At 41.7% G+C, this 18,075-nt stretch carries 23 protein-coding genes and 3 pseudogenes; 6 read left to right on the top strand and 20 right to left on the bottom strand.

Annotated elements, in window-relative coordinates; all coding sequences use genetic code 11:
* Positions 1-43: 43 nt before the first annotated feature.
* The 3 genes and pseudogenes from FD725_RS29515 (at position 44) to FD725_RS29525 (ending at position 1,035) form a co-directional block, all read left to right on the top strand.
* Complete coding sequence (locus FD725_RS29515) at positions 44-292, top strand: hypothetical protein (protein ID WP_179051780.1); 249 nt, start codon at positions 44-46, stop codon at positions 290-292.
* Positions 286-606 (top strand): annotated as a pseudogene (locus FD725_RS33215) (hypothetical protein). Before FD725_RS29515 ends, FD725_RS33215 begins: the two are co-directional and overlap by 7 nt.
* Before the next feature lie 120 nt (positions 607-726).
* A complete protein-coding gene (locus tag FD725_RS29525; RefSeq protein WP_179051781.1) occupies positions 727-1,035 on the top strand; it encodes an HNH endonuclease in 309 nt (102 codons plus the stop codon).
* 191 nt (positions 1,036-1,226) lie between these two features.
* Here the strand turns inward: FD725_RS29525 and FD725_RS29530 are convergent, their stop codons facing one another.
* The 8 genes from FD725_RS29530 to FD725_RS29565 all read right to left on the bottom strand — a co-directional run bounded on the left by FD725_RS29530 (position 1,227) and on the right by FD725_RS29565 (position 7,353).
* Positions 1,227-2,039, bottom strand: a complete 813-nt coding sequence (locus tag FD725_RS29530) for a glycosyltransferase family A protein (protein WP_179051782.1) — start codon at positions 2,037-2,039, stop codon at positions 1,227-1,229.
* Positions 2,036-3,229: a bifunctional 5,10-methylenetetrahydrofolate dehydrogenase/5,10-methenyltetrahydrofolate cyclohydrolase gene (locus tag FD725_RS29535; RefSeq protein ID WP_179051783.1), complete on the bottom strand. Its 1,194-nt coding sequence runs from the start codon at positions 3,227-3,229 to the stop codon at positions 2,036-2,038. The genes FD725_RS29530 and FD725_RS29535 overlap by 4 nt, the downstream gene beginning before the upstream one ends.
* Positions 3,230-3,268: 39 nt before the next feature.
* Positions 3,269-3,499 carry a hypothetical protein gene (locus FD725_RS29540; RefSeq protein WP_179051784.1) on the bottom strand — a complete coding sequence of 77 codons (231 nt, stop codon included), beginning with the start codon at positions 3,497-3,499 and terminating at the stop codon, positions 3,269-3,271.
* An 81-nt stretch (positions 3,500-3,580) separates the two neighbouring features.
* Positions 3,581-4,234 (bottom strand): hypothetical protein, encoded by a 654-nt coding sequence (locus FD725_RS29545; protein WP_256872013.1) that lies wholly within the window; start codon positions 4,232-4,234, stop codon positions 3,581-3,583.
* 1 nt (position 4,235) lies between these two features.
* Positions 4,236-4,727, bottom strand: coding sequence for a DUF1392 family protein (locus tag FD725_RS29550; protein ID WP_179051785.1), 492 nt, complete (start codon positions 4,725-4,727; stop codon positions 4,236-4,238).
* Positions 4,720-5,913, bottom strand: coding sequence for a DNA cytosine methyltransferase (locus tag FD725_RS29555; protein WP_179051786.1), 1,194 nt, complete (start codon positions 5,911-5,913; stop codon positions 4,720-4,722). The genes FD725_RS29550 and FD725_RS29555 overlap by 8 nt, the downstream gene beginning before the upstream one ends.
* A gap of 16 nt (positions 5,914-5,929) precedes the next feature.
* A complete protein-coding gene (locus FD725_RS29560; RefSeq protein ID WP_179051787.1) occupies positions 5,930-6,706 on the bottom strand; it encodes a hypothetical protein in 777 nt (258 codons plus the stop codon).
* Between the two features lie 266 nt (positions 6,707-6,972).
* On the bottom strand, positions 6,973-7,353 hold the full coding sequence (locus tag FD725_RS29565) for a hypothetical protein (protein WP_179051788.1): 381 nt from the start codon (positions 7,351-7,353) through the stop codon (positions 6,973-6,975).
* A 44-nt stretch (positions 7,354-7,397) separates the two neighbouring features.
* Here FD725_RS29565 and FD725_RS29570 point away from each other — a divergent pair, with 44 nt between their 5' ends.
* Positions 7,398-7,718, top strand: a complete 321-nt coding sequence (locus tag FD725_RS29570; RefSeq protein ID WP_179051789.1) for a hypothetical protein — start codon at positions 7,398-7,400, stop codon at positions 7,716-7,718.
* A gap of 6 nt (positions 7,719-7,724) precedes the next feature.
* Here FD725_RS29570 and FD725_RS29575 read toward each other — a convergent pair whose 3' ends face one another.
* The 3 genes from FD725_RS29575 to FD725_RS29585 are packed head-to-tail and all read right to left on the bottom strand — an operon-like array spanning position 7,725 to position 10,473.
* Positions 7,725-9,074, bottom strand: coding sequence for a DnaB-like helicase C-terminal domain-containing protein (locus FD725_RS29575; protein WP_179051790.1), 1,350 nt, complete (start codon positions 9,072-9,074; stop codon positions 7,725-7,727).
* A 2-nt stretch (positions 9,075-9,076) separates the two neighbouring features.
* The gene (locus FD725_RS29580; protein WP_179051791.1) at positions 9,077-10,066 is read right to left on the bottom strand and encodes a hypothetical protein; all 990 of its coding nucleotides are present in this window, start codon (positions 10,064-10,066) and stop codon (positions 9,077-9,079) included.
* Positions 10,012-10,473 carry a helix-turn-helix domain-containing protein gene (locus FD725_RS29585; protein WP_179051792.1) on the bottom strand — a complete coding sequence of 154 codons (462 nt, stop codon included), beginning with the start codon at positions 10,471-10,473 and terminating at the stop codon, positions 10,012-10,014. The genes FD725_RS29580 and FD725_RS29585 overlap by 55 nt, the downstream gene beginning before the upstream one ends.
* Before the next feature lie 74 nt (positions 10,474-10,547).
* Here FD725_RS29585 and FD725_RS29590 point away from each other — a divergent pair.
* Positions 10,548-11,505: pseudogene (locus FD725_RS29590) on the top strand (cytosolic protein).
* Between the two features lie 83 nt (positions 11,506-11,588).
* Here the strand turns inward: FD725_RS29590 and FD725_RS29595 are convergent.
* The 8 genes from FD725_RS29595 to FD725_RS29630 all read right to left on the bottom strand — a co-directional run bounded on the left by FD725_RS29595 (position 11,589) and on the right by FD725_RS29630 (position 15,975).
* Entirely contained in the window at positions 11,589-11,837 is a 249-nt protein-coding gene (locus FD725_RS29595; protein WP_179051793.1) for a hypothetical protein, read from the bottom strand.
* Positions 11,838-11,880: 43 nt separating this feature from the next.
* Positions 11,881-12,558 carry a hypothetical protein gene (locus tag FD725_RS29600; RefSeq protein WP_256872014.1) on the bottom strand — a complete coding sequence of 226 codons (678 nt, stop codon included), beginning with the start codon at positions 12,556-12,558 and terminating at the stop codon, positions 11,881-11,883.
* A gap of 35 nt (positions 12,559-12,593) precedes the next feature.
* The gene (locus FD725_RS29605) at positions 12,594-13,052 is read right to left on the bottom strand and encodes a DUF1392 family protein (protein ID WP_179051794.1); all 459 of its coding nucleotides are present in this window, start codon (positions 13,050-13,052) and stop codon (positions 12,594-12,596) included.
* Positions 13,053-13,073: 21 nt separating this feature from the next.
* On the bottom strand, positions 13,074-13,901 hold the full coding sequence (locus tag FD725_RS29610; protein ID WP_179051795.1) for a hypothetical protein: 828 nt from the start codon (positions 13,899-13,901) through the stop codon (positions 13,074-13,076).
* Positions 13,902-14,005: 104 nt separating this feature from the next.
* Positions 14,006-14,203, bottom strand: coding sequence for a hypothetical protein (locus tag FD725_RS29615; protein ID WP_179051796.1), 198 nt, complete (start codon positions 14,201-14,203; stop codon positions 14,006-14,008).
* 20 nt (positions 14,204-14,223) lie between these two features.
* Positions 14,224-14,421 (bottom strand): hypothetical protein, encoded by a 198-nt coding sequence (locus tag FD725_RS29620; protein WP_179051797.1) that lies wholly within the window; start codon positions 14,419-14,421, stop codon positions 14,224-14,226.
* Complete coding sequence (locus FD725_RS29625) at positions 14,414-14,740, bottom strand: hypothetical protein (RefSeq protein WP_179051798.1); 327 nt, start codon at positions 14,738-14,740, stop codon at positions 14,414-14,416. The genes FD725_RS29620 and FD725_RS29625 overlap by 8 nt, the downstream gene beginning before the upstream one ends.
* Positions 14,741-14,862: 122 nt before the next feature.
* Positions 14,863-15,975: a hypothetical protein gene (locus tag FD725_RS29630; RefSeq protein ID WP_179051799.1), complete on the bottom strand. Its 1,113-nt coding sequence runs from the start codon at positions 15,973-15,975 to the stop codon at positions 14,863-14,865.
* A 166-nt stretch (positions 15,976-16,141) separates the two neighbouring features.
* Here FD725_RS29630 and FD725_RS29635 point away from each other — a divergent pair, with 166 nt between their 5' ends.
* Complete coding sequence (locus tag FD725_RS29635) at positions 16,142-16,357, top strand: helix-turn-helix domain-containing protein (protein WP_256872015.1); 216 nt, start codon at positions 16,142-16,144, stop codon at positions 16,355-16,357.
* Positions 16,358-16,452: 95 nt separating this feature from the next.
* Here FD725_RS29635 and FD725_RS29640 read toward each other — a convergent pair.
* Positions 16,453-18,042: pseudogene (locus FD725_RS29640) on the bottom strand (Tn3 family transposase); the annotation flags it as partial.
* Positions 18,043-18,075: the final 33 nt, after the last annotated feature.

Genomic DNA, 18,075 nt, shown 5'->3' on the forward strand with positions numbered 1-18,075 from the left:
GAGGATAGCCAATAAAATAAAAATTACTGTCAGGATAAAACAAGTGGCTATTGTATTTGTTTCAGTGAATATTCCACCAGAAAGAGTCAGAACTATTAGGCAGATTAATGACAAAGACTCTATAGCTTTGCAGGAAATTGAGATATCAAGAGTTCCTTCTGTGGGAGAGTTTATTAGATACAAAGGACATGATTACAAAGTAACAAAGGTAGTTCATAACCTAGATATTAATAGCCGCAACTCTTCAAATATAATCAAACCAGAAGCTTTTATTGATGTTTTATTATGTTAACAACAAGCATTATTCATCCCCTTCACTTTCAAATTATTCGTAGAGAAGGTACGACTTGGTATTTTAAAAATGGATGTGTTTTTTATAACCGCACTGGTGAACCCATTCCTGAAAGCGATTGAGAAAGGTTATTTGGCATAACTAAAAATAAAATAGTAATTGAATTGTTCCGCATCAATGGCGGTAATGCTGGTTATTATCTTGCCAATCTTCGAGATAAAAAATATTACTACTGTGGTGATAACTGGGAAGATGTCAAAACTAAATTAGAGGAATTAGGGATTGGCAAAGATGAGCCAAATAATCATTCTTAAGTACAAAATGACGGTGAATGCAAACCGTTGAATCATGGGCGAGCGCTTTGGCTTTTATCACCTGTCCAAAAATTGGTAGAGTTAGTAAATGCCCCATCTGCTGAGTTTGTATCGTAGGCAATGCCCATCTATAGAAAACGCTATGCGGACAATTGGGACGAAATAGCATTGGCTATCAAAGAAGCAGCCCTTTGGAGATGTCGGCACTGCGGACAAAAGTGTTTGCGTCCTGACGAAAAGCCCAAGGGATTGTCCCGGTCTGAATGGACAGTAATGACGCTCTCAGTACACCATGCTAATTTTACACCTGAAGATAACCGACCAGAAAACCTAATCCCGCTTTGCACCCCATGCCATATTTCACTGCATAGTCGGGCGCGAGGGCGGTCAAATACCTCACCTGGACAGCTAGAATTACCTCTTTACTAATGAATAACGACGTTGTGATTTTTCTTATCAGTGCTGGTCTGCTTGTTATGTATCTAGTATTCTCGGCATTGACTGAGATGGGAACAAAGCTGCCTTGGAAGAAGTAGGGGGTGGAGCGTTAGGAGTGCGATCGCAACTTGAGCCAGAATGCACAAACACTATCAAAATGAAGAGTTTATTTAATTTATTTTTTAAACAAACGCTGGTGGACGCTCAAGAGCTTTGCAGTGGTAAGCCTGAGCAAGTTGCCCAAGCTGGGCAATATGACTTGGTTGGAGCAAGTAAACAGAAGAATCTTGAAGAATCTGCTTTAATTCTGCCGCCCACTGACCATAATGAGAACGGCCAATAGTACCTCCAGATGACTGTATGTAGTTGACTAAAACTTGGGGGTGAAGCTTAAATGTACTATTTCCATATTCCTTGGTGCATTGAAGAAGAAATTCATAGTCAGCAAATATTTGGTACTTAGGATTCCATTTAGGAGTAGAGTTATGAACATGAGTGAATCCATTGCTATCAAAAATTTCTTGCTGAGAAATAAGATTATCAAGTGTACAGAAGGAGTTGCTAGGAGAAGTAAAAATTTTACTGGAACGTATAGTTTTATGTTGAAGAACAACATCACGACGACGCTTTTGTATAGCCATACTGTATTTAACAAAACCATGTTGTTGAAAAAAATGCTTAGTAGCACAAATAAATTCTCTCTCAAAGCTATTGTCATCATCTAAATAAGTAATCAAACTACCAGTGGCTAGATTTAATCCAGCATTCCGGGCATAGCATAAGCCAAAACCAGTAGATGAATGCTCTATTTCTACATAAGCTATGGGAAATGGAGCTTGAAGCGTAGCAATCATCTCTCTGGTTTGTTGGTTGCACCCATCGTTAATGACTACCCACTCAAAATTATGGTCGGTTTGGTTGAGTAAGCTATTAAATGCAACTGTGTAAAGTTGTTGAGGTCTATTATATGTAGCGGTAATAACTGAGATTGTCATATTTCAGGTTCTATAATTATTTGTTGTTCTCTTTGTGCAAGAAAATTCCCAATTTTCAACCAATTGGCCTTATCTTGCTGGGTTAAGCCCCTAGCTAGATATATCTGAGTATCACCGTAACCTAATTTTATCAGAGGCAAAGTATCCTGATTTCTTGTCAATGTCAATAATGAATCTGCCAAATTTAAAATAAGTTTATACTCGCCTACTTCTACTCCTAGTCTATCTTTGTCAATCCGTTGTAAATTCTGAGTATTAGTATCTCTATCACTAATAACTAAGCGGTCAAATAAATTTTTAATAACAGGTGCAATAACTCTGGCTATTTGTGTTTGTTGTTCTAATAACTCCTGGTAATTCCATTTGGGTAGCTCGATATTTAATTCCATTTTAATAAATCTTTCGGCAAGAATAGCCATTTCTATTGGGCCAACTCCACCAGGAACAGGAGTAATATTTTGAGGAATAGAATAAGCACTCTTATCTATATCACCTAAAGGAGCATTTACAGTAGGAGTAAACCCAGCATCAACAACTAGTCTGTGCTGAGGCAATATGTATTGTGTCATTGCCCCAGGTTCACCCGTTACAGTTACTACAATATCTGCTTGAGCAGTTAAGGATTTATCGTCATTAATTTCTAAAATAAAAGATTCTATCCCTCGTTGTGCGAGATATTGAATAACTCCATTACCGACGAAACCACCTCCTCCTATGACTGCTACTTTTGATTGAGAATCAGCATAAGACTCTACTAATCTAGCAATTCCTTCAGATGTAGCTGCTGCTAGAAACAGCATATTTGGTTGTTGCCTTACACAATCAATATCTTTAATAGGAGAGAGTAGTCTAATGGATTCTTGAAATTGGAAGGGGATTGGATATTGAACAATAGCTGTAGTTATTTTATCGTTGTCATTGATTGAGTAAATTATATTTTTAAAATCTTCAACAGGACTATTTTCAGGCAATATTATATAATTAGAGCTAACGCCAATAGCGTTAAATATCTTTACTTTTTGTTCAGCAGAAACTCTGGCTGCTTCATAACGAGCTTTTCTAGCTAGAGGAAGATTTTCTGAAGCTTCAAATCGGATGATTGTTATCTCTTTGCCTTGCAGTTGAGATTTATACTGCTGACATTCATTTTTGATATGTTCTTTAATTAAGTTCCCGTCTATTAATCCCATTATTAAAGAAATTAATTTATTTTCATACTAAAAAATATTTCAAAAAGAATATTTATTAATATATCCAAGTTCAATATCATTATTATATACATAGTTTTTCAAGTAATTACCATCAAATTCATAACCAGAAAAAACTAGATTTTTATCTGGATACTGGTGTTGAAACCACAAAATTGCTTCTTCTTCTGTGTGAAATGTTTGTAGCGCTACATCTTGTGAAGAAATACTCCAAGCATTACTATCTTTTGAACTACACACATATTTAACCATTTACTTACCTCATGAAATATGAAAGGAAACTTGTTTACCATTTTATTATCTTTGTATTTAGCCCCTCCAAATAGTTCACCGTCAGCCTGACACAGATGCAGCTAACGATCGCAGCAGTCGCTCCCGATAGAACTCATGCTGTAACCCCGACAGAACCCCCAGCACCCCCAACTCCGACCAGACTCCTAAATCCTCAGAGTGCAGAGACACTTGATAGTAGCCGCAAGAGAGGCGATAACACACCACGGGATAACCAGACGAGTGGCACTTTTCGATTAGCGACAATACCTGAGTTGGATAAGTGGTTTTCCCTCCTTGAACAAGAGTTAGCTGTGGGCGAGAAATACCAATTTCTCCACCCCAAAGCTCTGGTAGGTATTTTTGTACTACTTCCTCACTAATCTGATGACGATGGCAGAAATCCCCAGTCTTCTCAAAACAGCACAGCGTTGTATCCTCCGGGTTATCTTTTTGCTTGCCTACCCATAACTGAATCAGAGTAAGCCGAGAGTCTAGGATTTCGCGGAATTTTTGCTTGTATTGTTCTTGTGCGATGGCGTTCCGCCCAGCGTAGCTGATCGCATCTTTAGCTGAAGACTTCCACCAAGAGAGCAATTCAGGAGTGGGTGCGAACAGAGGAAGATGCTTGCCTTTCCAGTTTGGAGGCGGGTAGAGTGAAATAGAGACAGCTTCCCCCTTAACTTCACCTGCGTAGTACGAAGTATAAACTGTCATATTATACCCCCACCAAATCATAATCAGTAACCCAAGCAAGGCGGCTGTTCAGCTTGGGGTTGCTGGAGGATTGAGGCAGGATACAAATCGGTGCATCCTCTGGAACGATCAAATATGGGGACTTCCACTCGATTTGATAGAACCAAGCGCCGTTGATCAACTGTAGCCCCAGGACGGTACGAATCTTCGGGCCATCTCCAGCGAACTGGAATTTGACCAATTCGCCCACCATGAACACAGGTTTTTCCACGGAAACAGCTTGCAGTCGTCCAGAGGTGATGATTTCCATTCCTCGCACTGAGACAATATCGTGATCAAGAGCGATAGAGTATTCCCAACCATCAGACCACTCGACCCCGCAGCAATAGCCGAATACTTTTCTACCAGGCAGATAAACTCTCTCCAGCAGACTGATGACCATCGGCGGGATTTGTTGACCCCAGGGTGGTGAGATGTACCAGCAGGATTCTAGCGTGGTGATTGAGTTAGTCATAAGAAAGCTCCAGTTGTTTTTGTATATGTGCGAATAACTGAGTTGCAAAACTGGGTGGAACAGAGTAGCCGATGATTGAGCCAGCCGTACCAGTTTGTGGTGGGAACTCATACCAAGATGGAAAACCTTGTAAAATGGCTGCTGCTTGGATAGACAAAGATTTGACAGCACCATCGGGCAACCAGATATCAGCGAATTTGTTGCGGTTGCAGCCTTTGTGGTCGGTGAAATGCGATCGCAGTATGGTGTTAGCTGGCTCCTTCCCTGCCTTGCACTTAGGTAACTTGCGTCTCCCAACCCGTTCAATCAGAAGTGGTGTTGGTTTATTAGCTGCTAAAAATTGCTCTACGGCTTGTTGTTGCTTGGGCAGTAGTTGGGAATCTCTCATGCTGGGGATGAGGTGAGCGATCGCAGAGTGCCATCCAACTTGACCCCTGGTAGGTGGCAGTGTGAGTGCTACATCCTGACAGGCCACAAGGACTAGACGTTTCCGCGCCTGGGGCAATGCGTAATCAGCCATGTTCACCACACTGTAGTTAAGCTTATAACCCAGTAATTCCAGCGCGTTCAGGATAATGGCGAAACTTTGACTATCTTGATATCGTGGGACATTTTCGAGAGTGAAGACCTGTGGACGCAACTTTCGTAGAGCTGCTGCTACTGCTTGGGCCGCGCTGAGGTCATCATCTGTTTCAAAAGCAATCCCGGCTTTGGCAGTATGGGCAACAGAAAAGTTGGCACACACCGGAGAGGCATGGAGATAGTCAGGGTTTTGGGGAAATCCGATGAAACCAGTCCGTGCTAATTCTTGTACTGTTTGCTGAATGACTTTGCAACCATACTCATGAAAATTGTGGTGGTGAGTGTGAGCGATGGCCTGACTGAGCTTTGGTTTGGTGGGGTCATGCTCTACAGCAATAACCGGACGAATACCCGCTTGAACCATGCCCCCTTCAATCCCGCCGCCCCCAGCGAATAATACTACAGCTGTTGGTGCGTTGGGTGGTAGTACGGGTTTGGTGAAAGGTGGTTTTGGCTCACGTTCACCAATGACACGGGGATACAATGCTGTTGAGCCGTCCTGTAGTTTTTTAGTTTCGGTGTACTGATAGAGGCATCCTTGGTTACGAAGGGATAAACGTTTAAAGTTGTCCTCTAAGAATTTTTTGGGTGTCACAAATGACATTGCAATCACTGATTTATCAAAATAGCGAAAGTTGTACTGGAGAATCAATCACTTTCTTGTCACAAGTTCTGGTGTACTTCTCCTTTGTTTTTGGAAGTTTGCTTGGTTTTATTTCCGGTGAAATCTCAAAAGAAATAGTTAATTGTATTGACTGGTCAATTGTTGGTAATTCGTCCTCATCCTGATGGTGATTTAGGTCAACATCATCTGGTACACTCCATCCTTTATAAGTTTTTCTAGCTCCACGCAGAAGATTAATCAAACAACCAGGAATTAACCCCCGCACTCTAGCAAATTCAGAAATATTAAAACCTTTAATAATCTGACCATCGGGAGAAAGCAGAATAAAAGATTTGCCTCTTTTAACAGGAGTAGAAATAAGATTCTGATTAGCATTACAAGCTTTCCACCCCTTGTATGTAATCAAAACACCAGTAGTTAAAGCATGAAACGATTTCCTATCTAATCCATTTGTTCTAGCAAAATCTCCTAATTGAGAAGTTTTATGGTAATTACCATTTGGGTCTAAGAAATGATATATATATATTTTTTTCTTTCTGCCGCCTTGAGCTTTTGTCCACCCTTTGTGAGCAATGGCTTTGCCGCTTAATACGAGGTAAAGACATTCTTCATTCAAACCATATTTTTGAGCAAAGTCCCGAACTCCCCTACCCCTGAAAATTTCGCCAGTAGGAGATTTAAAATCATATTTCTTACTTTTTGAATTACTTGCTCCTGCTTGATTTTTACCTGTGGCAGGGAAAGAACGAATGCTTCTTAGATTTACATTCATAAAGTTACTTTTTAATAACCAAACTATTTTGTTATGAATGTGGAATATTTTCTGACAAAGAAAATCTCTGAAGTAAAACGTCTTGAATTAATAACAATATTTTACAACTCACTTGCAATTAAATCAATTATATAAGTATGCTTTTTGGAGTTCAATCTATTTAAAAATATAGATAACATGGGTAGCAAAACTCTAATAATTGAATACAAGATTTAACTGTCAGAAAATACGGAGAATAAAAGAGAACTAATTTTATAAAACAGCCTCTAAAACTCCAGTAATTGTATATATGCGTCTAATGCCGCTATTGCCGGATGAGGATGTGCTTGTGACTTTAACCCGTGGCAGATAGTGGCACTTACTCCCAGCTCATCAAAAGCAAACTGAATGCTGGAGTGACGAACAGCGCAATAGTGCATCACAGTTAGTAGCAGGAAATTTAGCTGTGAAAAAACCAGACCTTCACCACTGTCCAAACGCCACGCTATGTTTTCGGAACTAATCAAGCGCCAAGCTTCAGAAGAATTACGCTTTTCGACTGTGGGTAGGATTTTGACCTTGAAGTTGTAATCGCGGTTTGTGGTCAAGCACTGGTCAGGGGCGAGAGTAGCCCATTTGTGGAGAAGTTGTTGGTAGGTTGCGTTCATACAGATGTGTTGGTTTGAGCCACAATAGATAAATAGGAGGAGACATGACAAACGCAGGACAGCCAGAAGATATTGGGCTAAGGTTTGAGAATATTGACACTCGCCTAGAAGAAATAGGCGATGAATTGGATTTACTATGTACTGTGCAAAATGCGAATAGACGAGAAACGAGAGGTAATTCCCAAACAATTGCCCGACTAGAGCGTACTATTAGGGAACTGGCTGAAATTGCTCGTCTGCATCAGCAAGGGCTACGTGAGGCTCAAAGAGATGCCGAGCGAGATCGTGAATTGTTCCAAATGGAAATTCGGCGGATTTGGGAGTATCTTCGAGATCGCAATGGAGGAAGTAGCACACCGAACTAAGCCAATTCACCTCGCTAAGTTCAAAAACCGAGAAGTAGAGAAATCACAGAGCATGGTTGCAGTGCCGAGTTTGCCGTAAAGCCGATTTTTCTCAACAATCAACTCGATAGTTTGGTCACTAGGGTCTTTTGTATACACAGAATCGCGGTAAAGCATAATTAACTGGTCGCAAACCTCGAAAATTTCCCCAGAGTTGCGGAGTAAATGGCGATTGGGGCGTTTATCAGCAGTAGTTTGGTTCCCCCGGTTGATTTGACATCCCAAGAAAACGGGGATTTTGTGTTCTTTAGCTACAGCGCGAATCTGGCGAGTAATCTTGCCGACTTCATGGGCCATGTTTCCACTAGACTCCAAAGGAATTTGCTGTAGATAATCAACAAACACAGCACCCAGAGAACCACCCGCTTCAGCAATAGAGCGACGAACAGCAGAAGCAATCATAGTGGGAGTTGGGGAAGAATGCTCAAAAATCTGCCAAGGCATTTCGGCTAGTTGACTAACGCCTTGTGCAACTTGCTGCCAGTAGGATTGTGTTTGGGCTTGGATATGAGCAGAATCAACACCTGTAATCCTCGCCAACATTCGGGCATTGACTTGACCTCGATCCATTTCGGGAGTGACATAAAGAACACCCTTACCGAGCTTAGTCATGATTTCGTAAGCAGTGGAAATCATGAAATGGGTTTTGCCCATGTGAGACTCAGCCGCCACAACCACCAGACTACTGGGGTAAAGACCGCCCGTGATTGCTTCCAAGTCATACCAACCAAATTTTTCGCCTTGCATTTGTCCTGCCTCCAGTTTTTGGTAGAGTTCGATGGCCATGTCAGCAGCCTTGTGAACCTTGCATTGTTCATCAGAGGAATTCTGGGTGACGCTGAAAACTTTTTGTTCAGCTTGTGAGAAGATTTGTCCTAAGTCGGTTTGGGTTTCGTAACCCAACTGCACAAGTTCATTGCCGATTTTGATGAGCTGTCTTCGGCGGTATTTTTGCATGACCAAATCAGCCAGAACATCGATGTTGACGGCAGAAACAGTGCGGTCAAATAGAGTTGCTAATTTGTTTCGTCCGCCAATGCGCTCTAGAAGACTATGATCCTTGAGCCAGTTGGTCAAGCAAAGTAAATCGGTAGGTTGACCAGTAGCGGCAAGCTGAGTAAATGCTTGGTAGATAGTTGTGTGGGCGCTGAGGTAGAATGCTTCCGGGACAAGGATATGGCTGATTCGGTCGAAGGCTTGTGGGTCAAGCATGATGCCGCCGAGTATGGATTCCTCAGCCTCAATGCTCTGTGGCGGTAAACAATCCACTTCTTTGGGAACCGAAAATGAAATGACGTTATCGTGGTTAAAGTTCATAATTACGCTCCAAGTGCTTGTTTTAGTTGAGCTTCAACTTCTAACAAGGCAGATGCGGATAGTGTTGAAGAAGTACGGGTTTTTTGAGAATTCGCTCTTTGAAAAAGTTTTTCTTTGATGCTGAGAGTTTCGCTGGTGTGCTGAGGTAAAGCAGAATTGCTTTGGCTGGATAGCTCTTGTTGGTGACGTTGTTCGTCTTGGGCTATGGCCTGCGCTAAAGAAATGTTTGCTTTGGCAGTTGGATTTGGAGTAGTTGGTGGGGTGTGGCGTTGTTGTTGATTTAGAGCTTGTTGATAACGCTGCATCAAGTTAGTCCAGCCACCTTTGGTTTTCTCCCAAGTATTCATCACGGAGACTGCATGGGTGATTTTTTCGTCTTTTGTGCATGAGGCACTGCTGGCTAATTCCACAGCCACCAAATCCACAACTATCGGGTTGAAATTCTGGTAGAGAGGGTGTAACTTCCGTTCTCTTGAACGCCAAGGTAACACCCATCGACTCCACTTAATTTTTTCCCGGACAACCACTGGTACACAATCCGAGGCGAAAGTAGTCGGGTCAGTAATCCAAGCCTCAATGAGTTCTTTTACATTCTGGGCTGATTTATAAGGGTCTTTATTCGATAGTTCGTTTTTAGCGAACGACCCCGCCGCAATAGAAAGTCTACTTGAGAGATTTTCGGTTTGAGACGAAGATTCTGGTTTTGTGAACAACGTAGAGAGAGATTTGGGGTTGGGTTGGTCTAGGATTTGAGGCAAAGATTCTGGTTTTGTGAACAACGAGGTGAGAGATTTAGGGGTGGGTTGATCTTGGTTTTGTGGTGAAGTTAATTCAGATTTTTCTTCACACACACATTCTTGGGTGGGGGGTGCGCCGGGTTTAGGGGGCGCTTTTTGTATGTGTTTTTCTTCTAATTGTTTTTCTTCTAATTGTTTTTCTATATGAGGGGGTGGATGCTCCAACGTTGGATAACCCACCGTTGGAGAATCCATTTAGTGGGTAAGCCATCGTTGGACAACCCACCTATGGGTGAACCACCGACAGACGAGCCACCTTTGGACGACCCACTTATGGATGAATGATTTTCTCGAAACAACTTTGTGTCGTCTTTGTTGGTAAAAATGTAATATTGCCAGTCAAACTTACCATTGTTTGGGTTATGCTCTTGGACTCTGACTAAATAGTCATTTTGTTCAGCATTTTTGATAGCATTACGGATTTTGTCTCGTTTGTAACCCAAATGTTTTTCGATTACTGTAAAGCTAATATCAAAGTTTTCGTCGTGAGAAGCTACCCAACAAATTAACCTAAATGTTGAATCAGTAAGGTTGTTATCACGAATTAAACTGTTAGGAATTGCTGTGAACTGTTTGGATGGTTTACCATTACGAAATCCCATATACTCCTCCTTAAAATTTCATAATCTCGGATACATCTAAGTCGCTCAATAAAAGTAAGTTTTGGCTTTTTTTTATGGCAAATAAAACACCTCAAACTGAATATGATTCTCCGTGGAAACAGATGTTGCAACTGTATTTTCAAGACTTCATGCAATTCTTCTTTCCCCAAGCTCATGCTGAAATTGATTGGAATCGGGGCGTTGAGTTTCTAGACCAGGAGTTGCAACAGGTAGTCCGTGATGCCGAGTTAGGAAAACGACTGGTTGACAAATTGGTAAAAATTTATCGCATTGGGGGGTGAAGAATCTTGGTTGTTGATCCATGTTGAAGTTCAAAGCCAAGAAGAAGACGATTTCCCCAAACGGATGTTTGTATACAACTATCGAATTTTTGACCGTTATGATCGCTCTGTTGCTTCCTTGGCAGTGCTTGGGGATGACAACATTGACTGGCGACCAAATCAGTTTGGTTACGAGTTGTTTGGCTGTACGGTTGATTTTCAGTTTCCTGTAATCAAGCTGTTAGACTATCAGCAAAGGTTGCCGGAGTTAGAAGCCAGTCGCAATCCATTTGCTACGGTTGTATTAGCTCATTTGGCAGCAGTGCAAACCCGTAGCAACAGGTCACAACGCAAGCAGCAGAAACTGGTTTTGGTGCGTCGGCTATATGAGCAGGGGTTTGAGCGTGAGGCTGTTATTAACCTGTTGGCTTTTATTGATTGGATGCTGACGTTACCATTGAATTTAGAAATAGAGTTTAAAAGAGAAGTTCAACAATTAGAGGCAGGACAACGTATGCAGTACGTGACATCATTTGAGCGAATTGCCCGTATGGAATCTTTGTTAGAAGGGATTGAAGTTGGTTTGAAACTGAAATTTGGTACTGAAGGTTTAAGCCTATTACCAGAAATTTCAAGGATTGAAGATGTCGAGCAATTAAGGGCGGTTCTTAAAGGACTAGAAACAGCAAGTAACTTAAATGAATTGCGTTCCTTGTATCAGCAAACAACTGAAAATCCTCCAGAAAATTAGCATTGTTTGATATTTGATTTTCAAGGTTCAGTAGACTTTAAGTGCCGAAATTAGCGTTACGCACTTAAAGAAATATGAACGTATTAATCATCATCTTCACGATCTAAAGAACAATCACAAGCAACATAAAGTGCTTCAATTGGAATTAAGTTTTCTCGTTCTGGAAATATTTGGACATACAAACTTCTAGTTAAATGTCCTTCATCATTACAAATGCTACACTTGATAGGTTCAGCGTAGAAATTATCCAGGGCATAACCGCAAGCTGGACAACCATTTGCTTTGGTAAATTCGTCTTTAATTGCTTCATGTTGGCAAAATGGACACAACATCTTTAAGATTTCCTCCTGACTAATGACTGATGACTGATGAATCTTAAGCCGTTACTACAGCCTTTTTGAACGCCCCTGCTTGTCTGAGTTTCGCCGCAGGTTCGGGGTGTGCGAAAAACTCTTCAACTGCTTTCGTTAGCCCAGCCGCTACTACAGGGTCATGACAAGCGTAGACATATATTTTTTGCTGAGTACCTTGAACTATCCGCGTTTCTTGGCGCTCGCCCAGTTGCGGGTAAAAAGTCCGCACCCAAGTCCCTAAATGCCCCCGGTAATGTGAGCCACTGGTGGGTACATTGCGACCTAGTTCACTCTCTGCGAAGTTCACCACACCAAGCCAGCGTTCTTCTGAAGGGGTCAGCAGCATTGCAATTCTCAATGCGCCTAATGCTGAGAAAACCCTGGCTTGGGATGTTTTAGATGGTAAACAGAGTGTCTGACGAGCATCGCGTAAGTCTTTGCCAGTAAGGGTTTTGGTTTCTAAGTCTCGAAATTCAGCCCCGTTAACTCGAAAGAGTTCTCTGACAGATGACTCAGTAACTACGAAGTATTCAGCGATTTGTGCAGTAGTCGCCCAACCAGCACCACCCCACACTGCAAAAATAATCGCTTTAGCTTTCGCTAGAATTTCTAAGGCTCTGTCATCAGAGAAATTGGTGATGGCTGACGTTCTCAGTGTTTTCGACTCTAACAGTACAGACTGATTTAGGGGTAAAGTCATAATTGCTCCTGTAAAAAGCCAGACAGTCTACAGACTCACAACAGAACACGAATTAAATCTTGTTCCTTAACTAACGCAAAGCGATTGGGTGTATTCAAAGTTTGGGACAAGGTGGGTGACATCATTTCTACGGCGTAACACCAAGAATTATTCACAAGCTGAATCCCCACAATGAGCCGTTGCTTTGTTCCGTGAGGAAGACAACGCAGCATAACGCGATCGCCAAGTACGAATGTAGGTTTTTTGAGATAGGTGGACTGTACACGTCCAGTACCCACAATCTGGTGTTTAGTGACGTGGATGATAGAGCATTCGCAATTCACCACATAAACCCACTCGTTATTCTGCAAATGAACCCCACAGCAGTAACCAAATGCGTGATGGGTAGTAACGTAAACCTTCTCGGACAAATGAACTTCAAGTAAGGGCATTTGTTGTTTCCAAGGAGGGGAGATATACCAGTTTCTTTCGAGAGCAGAGATTACACAATTCATAAGATTGCCCCAACTAAATGTTTAAGACGTTTTTAATGTTTGTACTTGCTGCATCCATGACTTAATTGCCGTTAACTCATCAGCACCAGTAGCAACTACATCAACTACCTGCTGTTGATACAAATCTTCAACATGAGCGGGATTATCAAATTTCTCTGCTGCCCATCCTAAACACATGGTTTTTACCAAAGAATCAATCTTACTAATGGGTAATTGACTGGGGCTACTAACTTCTTGAAACTGCAAATACTCCTTGACCAAATCCAGAGGATAATTCAACAAAGTACGAATATATTTCACGCGCAAATCTTGAGGATGTGCTACAGATTTGGGTTGTGTTTGTTGTTCTGACATGAGTGGAACAGACGGAAATGAACCACTTAAACGGGATTGAAGTTCAGAAATGATTGAGAACCAATCAGCATTCGGGTTCCATTCGCTACGAACTCTAACTTTAGTCGTTGCATCATAAAGCCGACAAAAGACTGTATTTTCATCACCGCTAGTAGCAGCAATAACTAGAGGCTTGGAAAAGTCGTAAACTTGTGAAGCCGCTAGTAAAAACGTCTTAGCAAAATTGGTTTCTATGCCAGTTCTAATGATATACACTTCATCAGCAGAGACAACGATATCTAACTTAGTCGTGTCTTTAGTTTTGTATTCTTTAGCAGTCACTCGTACTTCTGATAAGTAACCAGTTAATCCTCTTTGCTGTACGGGGATAGTTTTATCTTGTTCGATATTGTAGTGATACCAGAGATAGGTTTCACCACTTGATTCCCCATTCTTTACGTATAGATAAATAGGTTCAGGAGGATTACAAAGACCTAGCTTGATTTCAGTCATCATATTTTACCTTATTGTGCGAAAAACAGTTTTTTGTAGTAAGATGTTAAATTCACAAATACTAGCGATCTCCCGAATTAATCACAGGCAATTCGGGCGAGTTTCTTCTAATCGCAAGCATTAGCTGTATTAGCAAACTGTTGATTAGTTTCTAGCTCATCTTTGAGATAAGACAGTGCAGTTTCAGCGTCACTAAGGGTTAAATCTGGGTAGTATTCCAGCTTGATAAAATCAGGATGTTTCTCAATTTGTGATAATAGGTATTGAGTGACATTAACTAAGTCGATTAAGTTGATTTCAGGCATAAAACTTTTCCCTGTGCTGATTAGGTTTGGTCGATAATTTGGAGCAGAAAACCGCAGCCCGTATTCTGAACTTTCACGAGGTTTTTATCTAACAAAGACTGAATAACCCCTCTAGAAAAACCAATACTATGCAATGGTGCAGAACCGCCTCGGCAGCGTAAGGAATACAACAAATTTGCAGCAGTTAAATCAGAGGCATCTTTCTTTTGTTTAGCCATCGTTTGACTCTCCCCTGATTGCTGCTAATTGTTCTTGAAGTGCTTTAATTTGCTGTTGATGCTCTTCAAGTTCCGCTTGCAACTGTGCCTGAAGTTCTTCCACAGAAAGCGTTTGAAGTTGGTCGTCGAAGTAAGACCGGACTTCTTCTGAGTTCTTGTCAGTCATCACCGTATAACGCCAGCCTGTACCATACTCGTGTGCCAGTAAAGTATCAGCAGGATAGTATTGGATACCGATGATTAGCCCTTGTTGTGTGCGTTGTCCTAACGTGAATCTGGGGTATTCCCAGCCTTTGAGTATGCTGATGGTTGATTGCATAATAATGGTGAAGGAAAAGGTGGAACTAATTGATGCTTTCTGTAAAACAAGAAAGTAAATGTTTATACTTGAAGCCAATAAACAGTCAAATTGAGGTGGGCTATAAAAACCCACCTATTCCTTTACACGACGACTAGTTCTCGACTGTCTGACGTTGGCTGATACTCCCGCAGCAGTTCCCATTCCTCAGCCGTCAACAAGTGAAAGGGTTTGTCTAGCAGTTCCTCACAAGACACATCCTCAGACAGCAATTCAGGGACTATTTGCTGGGATTCTAAAGAAGCTCGTACATAGCAGCAAACGCCATTCTTGTAGACAAATTCCACTAGTCTTTTATTGTTGTGGTAAATCCCATCGTCTAGCAGTTCCAACCCGTGTTTTTCACATTCCTGGGCAATCTGTGCCATGATTTCGTTACCAGTCGTGTAGGGTTCTACAAATGGCTCTTGTACTGGCAGAGTTCCTTGCTGGTACTGTTGTTTGACGTAGCTGTGGCATCGGGCAGCTGTAGTATCGCGGAAAATCTCAGCATTGTTTACCAGCACACGCCAGTATAAATCCTGGTAGTTGCCGTGGTCGTAGCTGATGCTGGCTACCAGTTCGCCATCAACGAACGCCTCTTGATCGTAAAAGGAGATTTCGGAAATTTTGGGGACTTCTGGTACTTCAGCAGGCGTAAGTGGGTTGAGTGTACCGTTTTGGAACAATTCGCAATTATCTACATGATGAGGTGATTGATTCATCCTAGATGCGAACTCTCTACTTTCAGGTATGGAATTTAATTGCGAATTGTTTAAGTGCCATTGGACGTAGCGTTGGCATCTTGGAAGAGTCGTGTGGCGGAAAATCTCAATACCACTCACCATGACTACCCAAGGTTGGGTAACGAACTCGTCGTGGTCGTAGGTGATGTAGGCGATGAGTCGTTTGCCTGCATACACCTCAAAGTGGTGGCGGTTGATTTCTACTGTTGTCAGTTCTTCGGGAGCTACAGCTTCGGCTTGGTCAGCAATGAAATTCTCTAGTTCGGCTTGGGCAGTCGCTTGTTCATCAAGGGTAGCCGGGGCGATTCTGTGGATACGCTGGGCTTTGTAGTCAGCGATCGCGCTAATCCAGCTATCCTTGCATCGTCTGTCTCGTACTGTGGTTGTGCAGCCGATTTCGCTGTAGATTTGCTGGAGTCGGGCTATGGATTTCAGTTGTAGGTGTTGATGGGAGTATTGAGGGTGAGTCATAATGGAGATTCCTTATTATTAGGGACAGAGAAAGCACTTCAGATTGGTAGTCGGGGGTGCTTTGTCTATACTTATTATGCGTGAACTTTTTCACACTGTCAACTTTTTCACATGAAGAAAAGCACGGTAAAATAATGCTATGAATTAGCGCATGGGAGAAATTTTCGTGTCTAGGATTGCAAAACTCAGAGAAGAAAAACAATTGACTCAACGGCAAATTGCTGAAGCGTTAGGGCTTGATGTCTCTACTGTTCGCAATTGGGAAAAAAGCCGAGATGGAGTCAAAATGTTCGTTCGTGTAGCCAAACTCTGTGAGTTACTCGATTGTCAACCAAAAGACCTCTACGAATCTGTGGAGGCTGAAGAGGATGCTGAACCTTAAAGGGGTACAGCCGGGATACGTGCAAAATGGGACACGTTGTAAAGTTTTGTAAAAAATAACTCTACAACCCTTACCAGACCTACCTTCGCAATTTTTTAAACCAAAACTAAAAGCCCATCATCATCCAACAAATTTGGCACAGTCTCCATATCAATCAAGTAGTCGCCGAAACGCTTGATATGACTTGTCATATAAGGACTTAACGCCGCTACATCTTCACGAGTAATTAAATAACCAGACTTCAGCAAATTCCGCAAAACGTCAGTCAAATCCACAACATTGTGAAAGATAACAGCATTAGCAACCAAATCATTATATTTAACAATCTTCTCCTGCTCGATTGGGTCATTATTAGCAATAACCCCAAAACCACCGAAGAAAAACCACTTTGAGAAACCGTTATAAGCCTCAACAATATTTGTTGCCGCAGTAATCTGTTGTCGCAACTTCATATCTGAAATATATTGCAACAGAAATACCGTCCTGATTACCCGTCCTAACTCCTGAAAAGCTTGGTATAACCTGTTTTTACGACTATAATTTCCCAGCTTTCGTAACAACACCGCACTGGAAATCTTGCCAGTTTGAATCGAAAGTACAACCTGTAAAATATCTTGCCAATGGGTTTGAATTTTCTCCCAATCAATCGCATCTTTGAACAAAGAATCAATATGCTTGTAAACCGCATCATTATCAGGGCGAAAGAAATTTAAATCCTTCCAATTGCGAATCCGGGGCATTAACTTAATCCCCAACATATGTGACAGAGCAAATACAGGCGTTGATTGTCCCTGAGTATCTGCGTGAATCGTATGAGGCTGAATATCAGAAAGATTTTTCAACAAACCCTCAATAATGTAAACGGCCTCCCAAGTTCCGCAGGAAATAAAATGGCTAAACAAAGCCACATAGGTATCGGAAACATGATGGTAAGCAATTCCTCCGTAGCCACCATAACGGATATGATACTCAGACAGCAGATTCTCCTCATAGAGTTCGTACTTAGTCCCATCCGCCGCCGCCGTTGTACCATCACCCCAAATGCTCGGAAGCTTTAAAACATTGTAGCGATTAATAATATCTACAAGGGCGGCATTCAATTTATCCACACTCACATGACGGCGATTAACAAAGGATATTTCCTTACTTGTAACAATACCCCGCATATGTCTTGCCGCTTGAGTCGGCCCCAAATTACAACCATAGGTGAAACTAGTCAACAAATAACGTTCCGTCGCCCGTGACAATTTCGGGTCGCTGCCACTCATCGGCCCAAAATGGCGTGTAAAATTAGTCCAATAATCAACATTCCGCAGGATATCAATTAAATTACGTTCCGGGAACCGTTCTTCCACAGCTTCTAGTAAAGCCTTAGCTGACGGACTCAAGTCATGACGTACAGACTTCTTTAATACAGGTTCACCCAAATCATTAATCACAAGTTGACGATTATCTGGATAACCAGCATCTACTTTAAAAGCCGTATCAGTTAACAAAGTCTTGAGTTGTTCAACAAAATCAACTGCATTATTAGCAAAACCTAAATCTCCACAATACTGGTCAATCAATGGTAAACATTCTGACCAAGGTAACAACTGTTCTCGGTGATCAGCGTAATTCTCACTTCCCTTTACGCAAATATCCCCCGACCTCAATTCAGCCATTAAGTAAGAGAAAACACAAAGGTATTGAGCCGAGATACGTGTAATTTTCGGCAA

Source organism: Nostoc sp. TCL26-01 (genome assembly GCF_013393945.1).
Lineage (GTDB): Bacteria > Cyanobacteriota > Cyanobacteriia > Cyanobacteriales > Nostocaceae > Trichormus.

Excerpts from the sequence above, each read along its gene's own strand:
- FD725_RS29540 (WP_179051784.1), bottom strand. The coding sequence starts at position 3,499 with ATGGTTAAATATGTGTGTAGTTCAAAAGATAGTAATGCTTGGAGTATT.
- FD725_RS29585 (WP_179051792.1), bottom strand. The coding sequence starts at position 10,473 with ATGGGATTTCGTAATGGTAAACCATCCAAACAGTTCACAGCAATTCCT.
- FD725_RS29605 (WP_179051794.1), bottom strand. The coding sequence starts at position 13,052 with ATGAATTGTGTAATCTCTGCTCTCGAAAGAAACTGGTATATCTCCCCT.
- FD725_RS29560 (WP_179051787.1), bottom strand. The coding sequence starts at position 6,706 with ATGAATGTAAATCTAAGAAGCATTCGTTCTTTCCCTGCCACAGGTAAA.
- FD725_RS29565 (WP_179051788.1), bottom strand. The coding sequence starts at position 7,353 with ATGAACGCAACCTACCAACAACTTCTCCACAAATGGGCTACTCTCGCC.
- FD725_RS29530 (WP_179051782.1), bottom strand. The coding sequence starts at position 2,039 with ATGACAATCTCAGTTATTACCGCTACATATAATAGACCTCAACAACTT.
- FD725_RS29620 (WP_179051797.1), bottom strand. The coding sequence starts at position 14,421 with ATGGCTAAACAAAAGAAAGATGCCTCTGATTTAACTGCTGCAAATTTG.
- FD725_RS29535 (WP_179051783.1), bottom strand. The coding sequence starts at position 3,229 with ATGGGATTAATAGACGGGAACTTAATTAAAGAACATATCAAAAATGAA.
- FD725_RS29575 (WP_179051790.1), bottom strand. The coding sequence starts at position 9,074 with ATGAACTTTAACCACGATAACGTCATTTCATTTTCGGTTCCCAAAGAA.
- FD725_RS29550 (WP_179051785.1), bottom strand. The coding sequence starts at position 4,727 with ATGACTAACTCAATCACCACGCTAGAATCCTGCTGGTACATCTCACCA.
- FD725_RS29580 (WP_179051791.1), bottom strand. The coding sequence starts at position 10,066 with ATGGATTCTCCAACGGTGGGTTATCCAACGTTGGAGCATCCACCCCCT.
- FD725_RS29625 (WP_179051798.1), bottom strand. The coding sequence starts at position 14,740 with ATGCAATCAACCATCAGCATACTCAAAGGCTGGGAATACCCCAGATTC.
- FD725_RS29600 (WP_256872014.1), bottom strand. The coding sequence starts at position 12,558 with ATGACTTTACCCCTAAATCAGTCTGTACTGTTAGAGTCGAAAACACTG.
- FD725_RS29555 (WP_179051786.1), bottom strand. The coding sequence starts at position 5,913 with ATGTCATTTGTGACACCCAAAAAATTCTTAGAGGACAACTTTAAACGT.
- FD725_RS29595 (WP_179051793.1), bottom strand. The coding sequence starts at position 11,837 with ATGTTGTGTCCATTTTGCCAACATGAAGCAATTAAAGACGAATTTACC.
- FD725_RS29545 (WP_256872013.1), bottom strand. The coding sequence starts at position 4,234 with ATGACAGTTTATACTTCGTACTACGCAGGTGAAGTTAAGGGGGAAGCT.
- FD725_RS29610 (WP_179051795.1), bottom strand. The coding sequence starts at position 13,901 with ATGATGACTGAAATCAAGCTAGGTCTTTGTAATCCTCCTGAACCTATT.
- FD725_RS29570 (WP_179051789.1), top strand. The coding sequence starts at position 7,398 with ATGACAAACGCAGGACAGCCAGAAGATATTGGGCTAAGGTTTGAGAAT.
- FD725_RS29630 (WP_179051799.1), bottom strand. The coding sequence starts at position 15,975 with ATGACTCACCCTCAATACTCCCATCAACACCTACAACTGAAATCCATA.
- FD725_RS29525 (WP_179051781.1), top strand. The coding sequence starts at position 727 with ATGCCCATCTATAGAAAACGCTATGCGGACAATTGGGACGAAATAGCA.
- FD725_RS29615 (WP_179051796.1), bottom strand. The coding sequence starts at position 14,203 with ATGCCTGAAATCAACTTAATCGACTTAGTTAATGTCACTCAATACCTA.